The following is a 13,982-nucleotide window of genomic DNA, read 5'->3' on the forward strand; positions in this document are numbered from 1 at the left end:
GCTAACTTTGAGCAAATTCTTCTAAAATCTGTTGATATTCTTTTAAAAACACGTTAAACTCTCGTTCGAGGTTGGCCAAATCCACTGCCAATGTACTGGTATCGTTTGTTTTAAGTTTGCCCTCTCCTATTCTGGCAATTTCGGCCACCCGCGACACCCCAATCGTGCCCGCACTTCCTTTGAGTGTGTGCATGTTGCTTTTGACAACTGGTATATCGTTTTCAGCAAAAGCCGCCACCGCTTCGCTTACCAACTCCGAGGACTCGATGACGAAGTCTTCAAAAATAGAACTAATTAGCTCCATTCCTCCCAAATCACGCAATTGCGCCACAATGTCTAAATCAATGATAGGAAGCTTGATTTCTTGGGCTATTTCCTTTTGCTTTTGGCTAAGGGCAATGGTGTCTTTTAGGGATTTTCCTGCGTCAATAATCTCTTTTACTTTTTGAATAAGCACCTGAGCACGAATAGGTTTGGGCACATAATCGTCCATTCCTTGACTCAAAAAGCGCTCCCGATCTTCTTTCATTGAGTAGGCCGTCATGGCCACTACGGTTGGCAGGGTTTTCCCAAACTGATTTCTCAAATTTTGGGTGGTTTCGATGCCATCCATGTCTGGCATTTGGATGTCCATAAAAATGACATCATAATGTTGTTTTTCGGGTGAAAATGTAGCGGCAACGAGTTCAATCGCTTTTTTGCCACTATCAGCCGTATCGACAATACAACCCGCTTTTTTCAAAATTTCACTGGCTACTTTTCGGTTCACAAAATTGTCATCAACCAGCAAAATAGTGGGGCGATACTCGTTAAAATAATTCTCAAGTTTAATTTCTTCCGACGACGATTTTTGTTGCTGAATCGGGCTGATAACCGTCTCTTTGGTCTCAAACGTAAACCAAAACATACTTCCATGGCCAAGCTCAGACTCCACCCCTATTTCGCCCTTCATCAAACGAGTTAACTCCTTGGAAATCACTAAACCAAGCCCCGTTCCTCCAAAGGTTTTGCGTGACGAATTATCGACTTGTGTAAAGGCATTGAACAACAATTTGAGATTTTCGGGCGTGATTCCAATTCCAGAATCCCGCACTTCGACCTTGATTTTGTGAAACTTACCTTTTGACCAAACCAGCGACACGTCCACTTTTACCTCCCCATTCTCAGTAAACTTGAGGGCGTTTGAAGTGAGGTTTGACAAAATTTGAAGCAGGCGCGTTTGGTCCGCAATGATGTACTGAGGCAGCCCTTCGTCAAACTTACAAACAAGTGTATTGTTCTTATTTTTAGCAACTTGCGAGAAAAGCGCCGTTAATTTCTCAAAAATTTCTTCCAACGAAACAGGGGCTTCGTTGAGCGCCATTTTTCCTGCTTCAATTTTAGAAAGGTCCAGAATATCGTTCAAAATATTCAATAACGTTTCCGACGAACGCCGCATCGTTTGGACGTAGTCTTTTTGCTCCACGTCCAGTTGCGTTCCGTTCAACAGATCCAACATTCCAATCACGCCGTTCATAGGCGTACGAATCTCGTGACTCATGTTGGCCAAGAACCGTTCTTTGACCTTCAACGACCGTTCGGCTTCTTCTTTGGCCTTGACCAATTCGGCTTGATTACGTTTAAGTTCCGTAATATCGCGTGCCAACGCCGCAAAAATTGGCGCACCGTCCTCGTCATTTAACAAAAGCATGTTAAACATAAACTGACGTGCGGTCCCGTCTTTTATTCGCAGTTCGGCCTCAAAATTTCGTAAGCTTTTATCCCGTGACAAGCGAACCAGGGCTTTATGAACATCCTTTTTGTTTACAAAATAATCGGCAACTTTGGTATTGAGGGCTTCTTCAATGGTATATCCAGTACGTTTAAGCACCGACGGACTTATCATGGTAATTCTTCCCGAACGGTCGGCTCGCACGTAAATATCTTGCAGGTTGATAAAGATACCCCTAAATTTCTCCTCGCTTTGCTGCATCGAAAGCTCGGCAAGTTTTCTTGGCGTAATGTCGCGTGCAATACCCGATACTTCTTCGATGGCGCTGCCGTTGGTACGGATGGGGCTCAAACTAAACTCAAGCCACATGTCCATGTCGCCATTTCTGGATTCAATTTTCATTTCAAAACCCTGCGGCGTCCCTCTAAATGCCTGACGATAACGCTCTTCCATCAAACGACGGTTATCAATCGTCATCAGCTGCCATCCCAATCGCTCGGTTGTGGTATTAATCGCGGGCGTTGTTCTAAGGTGTTGCTGCAAAAACGACACGTAGTTTTTATTGAATGAAGTCAACTGCAACGCTTTGTTGACCGACCAAATTAAGTACGAACTACTGTCAAAGATGGCGTTCAATCGGGCCGTTTGGCGGTTGAGTTCGGCTTCGTTTTGCTTCCTCGCGATGGCTAAGGCAACTTGCCCCGAAATAAACTCCAACATTTCGAGGTTACGATGACGGTACTGGTTGGGGTTTGTGTATGATTTTACGCCAATGATGCCCGTCACCCGATCACCAATGCGGAGTGGGACACACAGCAGCACTTTTGGTATTTTTCCGTACATATAAAGCCCCTGCTTTTCAGCGAGTTCTTCAATGTCTTTTTCGTATAAAAACAGTGATTTATTGGCGCGAATGGCATATTCCGTCAGGCCATTTCCAATTTTTCGTTTTGTAAACCGCACATTGCCTTTGAAGTATTCATCGACATAATACGGAAAATACATATAGCTCTTTGTGGGGTCGTAGAGCGCAATAAAAAAGTTTTTGGCATCAATTACCTTTCCCAATTCTTCGTGTACGCGTTCATAAAACTCATCCAAGTCTTGCGTTTTAATCATCCAATTGGCGATGCTGTAATACAAACTCTGGGAGCGTTCGGCCCGTACTCGGCTGGTAGCATCGTGAAGAATACAACGAAAAGCAGTCGGTTTTCCATTTTCATACCGACAAGTTACACTGCCCGTCAAGTATATTTTTTTGTGTTGTTTATCCCAAAAAACAGTCTCAAAATCAGGCACTTGCTCACCTTCTTGGATGCGTTTCAGGAGTTGAAGCGTTGCATCGGCGGCTTCAGGCCACAAAATATCTTTCAATTGAAGCGTTGCCAAATCCTCCAAATCGTAGCCAAGGCGTTCGCGCCAGACCCGATTGACAAACAAAAATTTACCTTCCAACGACACCAACTGAATCAAATCACTGGTATTGTCCACCAAATCTTGCAACTGGGCATTCGATTTATCGAGAGCATTGGCGACGCGAAGCTTATTTGTCACATCGTCTCCAATCAAGGTAAAATCAACAAGACCTGCCTCATCTTTATTCAAAATCAAGGAGTTAAGCAAAATCGTTCGCAGGTGCTTATTTTTTGAAACCAGTGGTATTTCTCGAAATTCGGCCACCCGTCCCCGTTCGATAGATTCATTGATAAACGTTTGGATTGCATTACGGTGGTCGGCGGTTAGCAAATCTTCAAAAAAATTGAAGCGTTGCAACTCCTCCACGCTCCAGCCCAGCATACGGGTGGTGTAGGCATTGGCAAAACGAATTCTACCCGTGGGCAGTACCGTCAGTCCAAACAAATTAAGTTGGTCAATAAAGGAGCTAGGTTCGATTTTCAAGGTGATTTCCACAAAAAAAGTAATTAAAGGCTCTAAAAACTCATCATAAATTCGGCAAGGTTCTCGTCTTGCCCAAGGTTCATTTTTTTCCGCAGTCGATAGCGTTTAAGCTCAACACTTCGATAGGTGATATTCAACAACTGAGAAATTTCTTTTGATGAAAGATTCATGCGCAAATAAGCCGCAAGTTTCAAATCACCTTTGGACAAATCTGGATAGTTTTCCATCAATTTTTTAAAAAACTGTTCGTGTACTTGGTTGAAATTTTGTTCAAAAACCTGCCAATCTTTTCCAGTTGAAATGTGGGTTTCAATCCATTTGGAAAGTTGCTGAAAATCATTGGGTTTAGAATGAACCTGCATCTCACTTACCTTGGCCTGAATCTCTTGAAAAAGCTCATTTTTCTTAATCAATTCCATGGTAGAATTGGCCAACTCCTCCGACTTTCTCACCAAGTCTTGCTCCAATTGTTCATTCCTAATTCTAATAATTTCCTGTCGATTTTTTTCCTTCTGTTCTTTCAACTCAAGGGCTTTTTGCTGCTGCAAACGTTCATTTTCAGCCGCTAAACGTCTTTTGTGCCATTGGTACAAGAAAAAACAAATCAAGCAGAAAAATAGACAATAAACCAATTTACTCCACAAATTCCAGTACCAAGGTGGCAAAATACTAAAATTCAGGGTTGCTTCTTGCAAACCTGTGTTCGTTTTGAGGTGCAGTGTATAACTCCCTGGCATCAAATTATTGAACTCTTTCACCGAATTATCAGAAAAATCTGACCAATCTTTCGACGCATTTTCTAACCAATAACTGTATTTGACACTAGAAGCAAAATCAGTAGAGCTAAACTTAAACCTAAGATTATTTTGGTTGTATTTCAGCGCTATTTCGCCCGAGCGGCCATTTTTGGAGTAATACTGCGTTAGTTCTGGAAACTGTTCTACTTCCAAACCTCGAATCAACGGGCGGACGTTATTTTGGGTCAACAAGTCGGTGGAAGCCAAAAAAGCGAATCCGTTTTCTCTACCAAAAATTCTTGCAACCGAATCATGCGAGACAATGGTCTCATAATCATCCACCAAAAAATTGTTTTGCAGCGGTACCACTTGCCATTGGTTGGGTTCTTTCAATAAACGTAGCCCCCCCGAAATCGTCAACTCCCACCAACTTTTATCCGAAAAGGCAAAGAGTTTTTGTGCTTTACTTTCCTCAAAACGAGCTGATGGTATAAATTTTGATTGCTTTTGGTCAAACTCCTGCACACCTTTCTCTGACGTAACGTAAATTTTGTCCTGTTTCAGTAAGTTGATTGCCCTCAGCCCCAGGTTGGTTACCTTTTTGGCCGTTTTATAATCACTTGCAGGTTGAAGCAACACCAAACCCGCATTTTTAGTGTTAAGAATCAATCGACCGTCGGGCAACTCCTCCCATTGCGCCGTTGGATTTGAGAAACCCTCCATCGTATGTTTGAACACCCACTTTCCCTGCGCATCTTTTTCATAAACACATAGCTTGGTGTAAGTACTTTGAATCAGCATCGACGGTTTATGGAGCGCACGTCTTAGTTGCCATCCACCTGTTATGTCAGACAACTGAACGGCCTTATCTCCCTCAATCCGATACGTTCCGTTGTTGTGTCCACACAAAAGCTGATCGTCAAACACTTCCAAATCCCACGCTTGTCCCTGTAGCCCCCGAATGAGCTGAAACTCGACTTTGGAAGTGAGTGATTTGGCAAAAACCCCGTGATTTGTGGCCAAATAAAGCGTGTTCTGAAACGTCATGATGTCATACACGGTACCGATTTTACCTTCTAGGTCTTCAAAATATTTAAAGGGCGAACTCAACGCAAGCATCGAAATACCATTGTCTAACCCAACCCACACATTGCCCTTTTCATCCTCAAAAAGCGAAAGAACCGTATTGTTCTGAAGGCCATTTTTTTGGTTAATCTTGTACAAAATCTCCCCGCGCTGGTTGGTCAAGACCAAGCCTTGTCGGATGGTTCCAAACACATAATTGCCATTACGAAGTCGGGTAGCTGCATTCAACTGGTTGGTTCGGATAAAATCATGCAATTCTTGGTTGAACACCGAAAATTGTTTTCCATCAAAACGATACAGGCCCTTGTTGGTTCCAATCAGCAGTTCGTTAGGAATAGCAGTAGTAGCAACGGTATAAATCGCTTCCTTTCCCAAAAACTCACTGGCCGCTATTTTTTGAAAGCGCTCCCCTTTTAATTCAAACAAGCCTTTGTCGATGACTTCAAGGTAGAATGCCTTTCCTGCCTGAAACGTAAACAAGATATTGCCAGGGGTTGTGAGTTTTTTTACTTTTCCCCCTTGGTACAAGTACATAAAAGCAAAAGATTGGAAAAGAATGCCCGCGGGAGTTTCCAAGATGTGCCAAATTTCTTCGTTTTGAAACGCTTGGTCGTGCACCAATTTCTTCAAGGAATGATACTGCAAAACACCTTTTGCGTTTTCTTTCCAATAACCAAATTCGCCAAGCGCTCCCGTATAAATTAGCCCATCTGTATCGGCCCAAACCGAGCGTACAATTTGCTTATTTGGCAGCTCATATACCCGCCACCGTGCGCCATCAAACTCCAAAAGCCCCTTTGAATTGGCAAAGTACATAAACTGTGTCACGGGGCTTTGGGTAATCTTCCAGTTTTGTCTATCGGCCTTATAAGTCAGGTGGCTATGGTTATACAGCGCAGGCAAACAGAGCGATTCTAGCGTTTGAGAGAGGGCTGTTTTAGTCAAAAAAAAGCATCCCCAAAACCCAAGCCAGCACATACTACGCAAAAACCTTTTACTCATAAAAAAGAGGGTGATTCACATCAAAAAATCGACAATGATGTGGCAAAATACGCATTTATTTGAAAATTTCTAAGATATGATGTGGTATTGATGTATCTAATAATTAGGATTCGATTCGCAAACAGCCTTACCTTTGCCTTCGTATTACACCATTATATCTTACTTTATTACAATTGACGGTTTTATTTAGCCTATACTAAACTATGATGATGACATTACAACAGCTAACGATGAAAACACTTACGAATACGCTTTTCCTGCTGTTCGTAGGATTTGCGACCTTGGCCCAAAACAAACTTACTGGTAAGGTTTCTGACGAAAAAACCAAAGAAGGAATCCCAGGCGTGTCGATAGCCATCAAAGGAACCAACCTAGGCGCAACCACCGACATGAACGGTCAATTTTCGTTGGCCGTTGCTTCAACTGCCACGTTGGTCATTTCGAGTGTAGGATACGAAACCAAGGAAGTTGCTTATACTGGACAAGCAACGCTCAACATTAGCCTATCGGAAGCCGCCAACGAGCTTGCGCAAGTGGTCGTGGTTGGTTATGGCACCCAACGCAAAGTTGATATTACGGGAGCAACATCGAGTATCAAAGGAGAAGACCTCGCCAAGCAGCCTGTGATGACGCCTACCCAAGCCATTCAAGGAAAAGTGGCGGGAGTTCAAATCATCAGTAGTGGCCGCCCAGGAAGCTCTCCCAACATCCGTATCCGTGGAACAGGCACAGCTTTGGCAGGAACCGCCACGCTGTTTGTGGTTGATGGGGTTTTGACCGACGACATTAGTAACATAAACACAGCCGACATCACCAATGTCGATATTTTGAAGGATGCTTCATCTACCGCTATTTACGGCTCGCGTGGTGCCAACGGGGTAGTCATCATTACCACTAAAAAAGGAGTATCGGGCAAATTATCGGTCAACTATAACAATCAAATTGGGGCGCGTCAAGCAGCAAACTTGGTCAAAATGGCCAATGCAAACGAATATGCCAACTATTTGAGCGCCGCCAGCGGGCGGCCAATTCAGGCAGGAAATGTCTCAACCGACTGGTATGGGCAAATTTTGCGAACGGCCATGATGCAAAATCATAACCTGTCGATTTCGGGTGGTTCCGAAAAAGCAACCCATTATTTGAGCTTGGGGTATTTGACCGACGAAGGGATTGTGATTAACAACATTTTTAAGCGCTTTACTGCCCGCCTCAACAACGACTTTACACTTCATCCCAAACTAAAAATCGGCTTGATGACCTCGTACGCCAACAGTCGAGATCAGAATGTCAACTTAGGAGCGGCCTACAACAATGCCTATCGGGCTGCTCCTATCATTCCTGCGGTTGAAAATGGTTTGTATGGAAATACCTCGCTCTATCAAAACGTAGGAAATGCCGTTTTAGACATCAAAAACAACGATGATTTAACCCTCAACAACCGTTTGCAAGGTGCGGGATATGTCGAGTTTAAACCCCTTACTTTTCTGACATTTCGCAGCAGCATGGGAGGCGATTTGATTTTCGCTAACCAGCGTGTTTACAACTATCAGTTCAACAACGACGGCACGACGTTTATTCAGCCTGGTGGAAATCAACGAAATCCCAACAGTAACCTAACCAGTCGCCAAACAACCCTATTTCGTTGGGTTTGGGACAATACGGTATCGTATAATAAGCAATGGAACGACCACACCTTTGGCGTAATGGTAGGTACAACTGCCGAAGCTTATTCGATGAATACCTTCAGTGCCTACCGAAGAGACGTCCCTGCGGCTTCCAACCTTTGGTATATCAACACGGGAAATGCCAACACCTCCACCAACTCAGGCGAAGGTGATAAATGGTCGCGCAACTCTTACATCAGCCGTGCTAATTACAATTTTAAAGACAAATACCTATTAACAGCTACCTTACGTGCCGACGGAAGTTCTCGTTTTCCTATTCAAAACCGTTGGGGATATTTCCCCTCGGTGGGGCTTGGATGGGTTCTTTCAGAAGAATCATTTATGAAAGGTCAACACTTGTTTGAAACCCTCAAACTGCGAGCAAGCTGGGGACGTGTAGGCAACGACCGCATTGATTCGGATGGCTACCTTGTGACCGTTGAGCCGAACCTTGCCTATGCTTTTGGTGGGGGAACTGCCACGTTAGGCTCGGCCATTACCCAAATCAAAGACCCAAATTTGAAGTGGGAAACCACCGAAGAAATGGACTTAGGCGTAGAATTTAGCGCCATGAACGGGCGTTTGCAGGGAGAATTTGGTTTTTATGATAAAAAATCCCGCAACCTACTCATCAACGTCAAAGTTCCGTCGGTTACGGGCGATAAAGACGGCGTCGTTTTGACCAATGCCGCTTCGATTCGCAACACGGGTTTAGAAGCAATGCTCAACTGGAGAGACAAAATCAGTTCGACCGTTTCGTACCGCATCGGAGCCAATGCCACTTTCAACAAAAATAGTGTGATTGGCCTTAACGGCGGACAACCAATTCTTGACGGAGGGATTGGAGCCGCCCAACAATACACAACCAAAACCGATAATGGCCACCCCGTTGGAAGTTTTTACGTGCTTCAAGTACTCGGGGTTTTCCAAACGGATGATGAAATATCGGGCTATAAAAACTCCAAAGGACAAGTGATTCAGCCAGGCGCTTCGGCAGGCGACTTTAAATACCAAGATACCAACGATGACGGACGAATCGACGACGCTGACCGCGTGTTTGCGGGTTCGTATCAACCCAAGGTATTTTTTGGAATCAACCTTGGCTTCACCTACAAAAGTTTTGATTTCAGCGCTGATGCCATCGGAAACCTCGGGAATGTAGTTTACAACGGAAAAAAAGCCTTCCGCCAAGCATTGCTCGACAATGTTGAGCGCTCAATGGCTTACGGCCGTTGGACCCGTGGTAGTGGCATTCAAACCGAACCTGCTGCCAATGCGGGCAACCTTCCTGCTTCTACTTACTTTATTGAGTCAGGAAATTTCATTCGTCTCAACAACGTTACGCTGAGTTATTCGCTCCCAGCTGCTACCCTTCAAAAAGCCCATATCGGCACGGCTAGGGTGTTTATTACTGCCCAAAATATCTTCACGTTAAAAAAATACTCTGGTTTTACGCCCGAACTCCCAGGGGACCCCACCCGAGCGGGGATTGAGCTAAATGCCTATCCAACCACAAAAACGCTGGCGGTAGGTATCAATGTAGGTTTCTAAATCAGTGGTATTCCAACCAAGAAAAGACATGAAAAAGCATAACATTTCGGTAGGTATAGTGAGTTTGCTATTGAGCCTTACAGCTTGCAACAGCAGCTTCTTAGATGTTCCATTACAAGGCAAACCTACGGCTGATACGGATCCAAATTTTGCCCAAAACCTCGTCGTTGGGGTATATAACAGCCTGATGTTGGGTGAAGCATTTGGCGCAGAAGGAGATGTACACGGTATCGCTTTCGTTTCGGCGACCAATATCCTCTCTGACGACGCCGACAAAGGCAGCACTGCCAGCGACCAAGCTGGAACTGTAGGCGTTTTGGATGAGTTTACCCACACCCCAACCAATTTGTTCGTCCAAGCACTCTGGAGTGGTTATTACAACGGAATCGCCAAAGTGAACCAATCGCTCGTTGCCATCAGTAATTCAACCCTCGACGAGGCCACCAAAGCCCGTTTAAGTGCCGAAGTGCGCTTTATTAGAGGCTATTATTATTTCAACCTCGTGCGTTGGTTTGGAGGGGTACCCAAAATTCTTCGGGTGCCTAAAGACGCCGCCGATGCCAACAATGACCCCGTTTTCCAAACCCGAGCGTCTGCGGAAGAGATTTATCAAGTGATTATCGACGATTTGCAAAATGGTGTCAGCACCCTTCCTCTACGCAGCCAAACCCAAGCGGGACGTATATCCAAAGGAACAGCACAAGCTCTTTTGGCAAAAGTATATATGTACCGAAAAGAGTGGCAGAAGGCGTATGATTTATCCAAAGAAGTAATCAATTCGGGTCAATATGACTTGCTGGCGGACTATTCGACCATCTGGCGACAAGTAGGAGACAACAGCAGAGAAGCTATTTTGGAAGTTCAAACGGGTCAATTCAATAATTCAGATTTTGGAATCAGCAACTATTCAATGTTTCAAGGGCCACGGGTAGGTGGAAAAGGCGGCTGGACAGACTTAGGTTGGGGCTTTTGTAACCCCACCACGACCTTGGCAAATTCGTACGAAGCAGGTGATTTGAGAAAAAATGCAACCATCATTTTTATCGATAACAGCGGGACGTACAAAGGCACCGTATTATTTGATGGTTTCCGTGTCCCAAGTGCCGACTCCGTTGAAAACCTCAGATACAACTACAAAGCGTACCACAGCGAAAATAAAAACGTAGAAAGCTGGCTGGGCAACCGCGACCGCAAGCAAAAAAATGTCCACTTGCTGCGTTTTGCCGAGGTTTTACTTATCCACGCCGAAGCGGCCAACGAACTAGGCAGAAGCGGCGAAGCACTTACTCCGCTGAATCGGGTTCGCCAAAGAGCAGGGCTAAAAGTTGCTACCTCTACTGCTCAAACGGCTCTTCGCGAAGCCATTTGGCAAGAACGCCACGTTGAATTGGCCATGGAACACGACCGTTTCTTTGACCTAGTTCGCCAAGGCCGTGCGGCTGAAACATTGCAAAAAACGGGCAAAAAGTTCGTCAAAGGCACGCATGAGCTATTGCCAATTCCTGCGCTTCAAATTGCACTAAGTGGCGGAAAGTTAATCCAAAACAGCGGCTACTAAGCACCCAAAAACACATCAAGCATCTTACTTTCAATCTTTTATAATCATTGTTTCAACTTTTTTTTAACACATCTAAAAATCACATGAAAACTAGCAAAATCCTTTTAGGAGCATTAGCAAGTGCCATCATCACAGGAAGTATGTTGACATCTTGCAGCAAAGAAGAAGCTTTACCGCCAATCGGTGGTTATAACAGCGCCGACGAAGTAGCAAGCTCAAACTTAGTGGCGTATTGGGGCCTTAATGGCGACCCTAAAGAAGCAAAATCAGGAAGCGCTCCTACCAAGTCTCAAAACGTGTCTTATTCGACAGGTATCAAAGGGCAAGCGGCTAACTTTGCCGCGGGTTATTTGGCATACGATGCCATCGCTTCATTAAACAGCCTTCCCAATGCCACCATTAGTCTTTGGGCTAACGTGAAAAACAACGGTTCAAATCCATCGGTATTTTTTACACTTACTCGCCCCAACGAATGGGCAGGAAACATCAACTTGATGGCCGAAACAGGTTGGAGAAAAGCAGCTTCTGATACTTTGGTGTTGAAAGGACTGGTTGTTACTAAAGTGAATGGGAACGACTCTTGGCAAGACTCGCGCAACGAACCTACCAAAGGAGGTGTTCAAGCCGCAAAATTTGGCGGTACATGGACGCACATAGTAATGACATGGGATGGCGCAACGTCTAACTTCAAAATTTACGCAAACGGCGTTAAGGTATCAAACCCAGAGTGGGAATTGAGAGGAACAACAGGTACGCTCAACTTCACTACCCCAACCAAGCCAATCATTGGTGCATGGGGCACCAACATCTCAGGAACACCTGACGCGTGGCAAGTACCTTTGACAGGAATGATTGACGAAGTTCGGGTTTGGAACAAAGCCCTTTCTGAAGGTGACATTAGCTCCCTTTTTCAGCTTGAAACTGCTGGACGCTAATTGTTAATTTTTGATTTTCTACCCTACTTTTTACGATACAAGAGCACCATCTCCTCCGAGGGGTGCTCTTACTTTAGGCACTCAAGTCATTGGCGCATCCTAAAATCACATTCATTATGGTTACCCTAAAACCACTCCTTTACTTTGCCAGCGTATCTGCGCTTATTGTTTCAACGAGTTTTTTTTCCTGCAAAACCCAAAACATTGCCACCCCAGAGAAATTTTACTATACGTTGGTGACCGTCAACGACCAACAATCTGGTGGGTTTTATGCCAACAATACCAACCTTTTGCCCAAAATAGAAATAAGTTTTTCGGCACCACTCAATACAACCTCCGCCACCGCGGCGATTTCGTTGGTGGAGCGCCAGTCGTCGGCAAAAATCCCCCTCAATTACACTTTTTTTAAGGCCGACAGCGCGGTTCGACTTGTTCCGCAACAGCCGTTGAAAAGCATTACGCAGTATAGTATTTTGGTAGGGCCTGAGCTGGAGTCCCGCAAAACTACCCTTCTGAATACCAACATTAATCTCGGACTAACCACGGCGCTCGATACCGCCGATAAATTTCCGCGTATTAGCGACGATGAGCTGTTGACCTTGGTACAAAAGCAGACTTTTCGCTATTTCTGGGAATTTGGCCATCCTGTCTCTGGGCTTGCTCGCGAGCGAAATACCTCTGGCGATGTTTGTACCTCTGGCGGAACAGGCTTTGGCGTCATGGCCATGGTGGTGGCAGTTGAGCGCGGGTTTATCACTCGTCAACAAGCGGTTGAGCGTTTGGCCAAAATGACTGATTTTCTAAAAAATAAAACCAAAACCCACCACGGCGTCTTTCCTCACTGGTTGAACGGCACAACGGGCGCCACTGTTCCTTTTAGTACCTATGATAACGGCGGCGATTTGGTCGAAACGGCCTATTTAATCCAAGGATTAATGACCGCTCGGCAATATTTTGACAAAAAAACAGCGGAAGAAACCGCGCTTCGCCAAACCATCAACGACATTTGTAATGCTGTTGAATGGGATTGGCACACCAAAAACGGCGAAAAAGTATTGTACTGGCATTGGTCGCCCAACTACGAATGGCGCATGAATCACCAAATTCACGGCTGGAACGAATGCTTGATTACGTACTTCTTGGCTGCGGGCTCTCCTACCCACGGTATCAACAAAGATGTATATACCAATGGTTGGGCTGAAAATGGCAAAATGAAAAATGGCAAACAGTTTTATGGCGTAACACTGCCCCTCGGATTTGACTTAGGCGGGCCGTTGTTCTTCTCTCATTATTCGTTTTTGGGCCTCAATCCCAAAGGATTAAAAGACCAATACGCCGATTATTGGCAACAAAACTTGGCGCATACCCAAATCAACTACAAGTACTGTCTGGCCAATCCTAAAAATTATTCGGGCTACAGTGCTGATTGTTGGGGACTTACGGCCAGCGACACCAACAACGGTTACGCGGCCCACTCTCCCACCGAAGATTTGGGGGTCATCAGCCCTACTGCGGCGATTTCGGCCATGCCTTATACGCCACAAGAGTCCATGCGGGCATTGCGGTTTTTCTATTACAAATTGGGCGATAAGATTTGGAAAGACTACGGTTTTGTTGACGGCTTCAACCTTACCAACCTTTGGTGGGCCAATTCATTTTTGGCCATCGACCAAGGCCCCATTATTTGCATGATTGAAAACCACCGTACAGGATTATTGTGGAAACTTTTTATGTCGTGCCCCGAAGTCCAAACTTCTAAAACTAAGTTGGGTTTTGAATAACCCCCCTCTTGAAACGTGTGGTCTGGTTGGAAGCAACCAGACCACACGACCACTGCTC

General features: G+C 44.9%; 6 protein-coding genes. 4 read left to right on the forward strand and 2 right to left on the reverse strand.

Annotation, left to right across the window (positions count from 1 at the left end; all coding sequences use genetic code 11):
- Window position 1 precedes the first annotated feature (1 nt).
- Both AC23N5_RS24295 and AC23N5_RS24300 read right to left on the reverse strand, forming a co-directional pair.
- Entirely contained in the window at window positions 2-3,616 is a 3,615-nt protein-coding gene (locus AC23N5_RS24295) for a PAS domain S-box protein (RefSeq protein WP_487757629.1), read from the reverse strand.
- A 26-nt stretch (window positions 3,617-3,642) separates the two neighbouring features.
- Window positions 3,643-6,435, reverse strand: coding sequence for a triple tyrosine motif-containing protein (locus AC23N5_RS24300; protein WP_487757608.1), 2,793 nt, complete (start codon window positions 6,433-6,435; stop codon window positions 3,643-3,645).
- 230 nt (window positions 6,436-6,665) lie between these two features.
- Between AC23N5_RS24300 and AC23N5_RS24305 the strand changes: the two genes are divergently transcribed.
- The 4 genes from AC23N5_RS24305 (at window position 6,666) to AC23N5_RS24320 (ending at window position 13,924) form a co-directional block, all read left to right on the forward strand.
- Window positions 6,666-9,650 (forward strand): SusC/RagA family TonB-linked outer membrane protein, encoded by a 2,985-nt coding sequence (locus AC23N5_RS24305; protein ID WP_487757609.1) that lies wholly within the window; start codon window positions 6,666-6,668, stop codon window positions 9,648-9,650.
- A 28-nt stretch (window positions 9,651-9,678) separates the two neighbouring features.
- Entirely contained in the window at window positions 9,679-11,208 is a 1,530-nt protein-coding gene (locus AC23N5_RS24310) for a RagB/SusD family nutrient uptake outer membrane protein (RefSeq protein ID WP_487757610.1), read from the forward strand.
- An 83-nt stretch (window positions 11,209-11,291) separates the two neighbouring features.
- Window positions 11,292-12,143 carry a LamG domain-containing protein gene (locus AC23N5_RS24315; RefSeq protein ID WP_487757611.1) on the forward strand — a complete coding sequence of 284 codons (852 nt, stop codon included), beginning with the start codon at window positions 11,292-11,294 and terminating at the stop codon, window positions 12,141-12,143.
- Window positions 12,144-12,259: 116 nt separating this feature from the next.
- Window positions 12,260-13,924 carry a glucoamylase family protein gene (locus AC23N5_RS24320; protein ID WP_487757612.1) on the forward strand — a complete coding sequence of 555 codons (1,665 nt, stop codon included), beginning with the start codon at window positions 12,260-12,262 and terminating at the stop codon, window positions 13,922-13,924.
- Window positions 13,925-13,982 lie beyond the last annotated feature (58 nt).

Source organism: Runella sp. R5_40 (genome assembly GCF_057652295.1).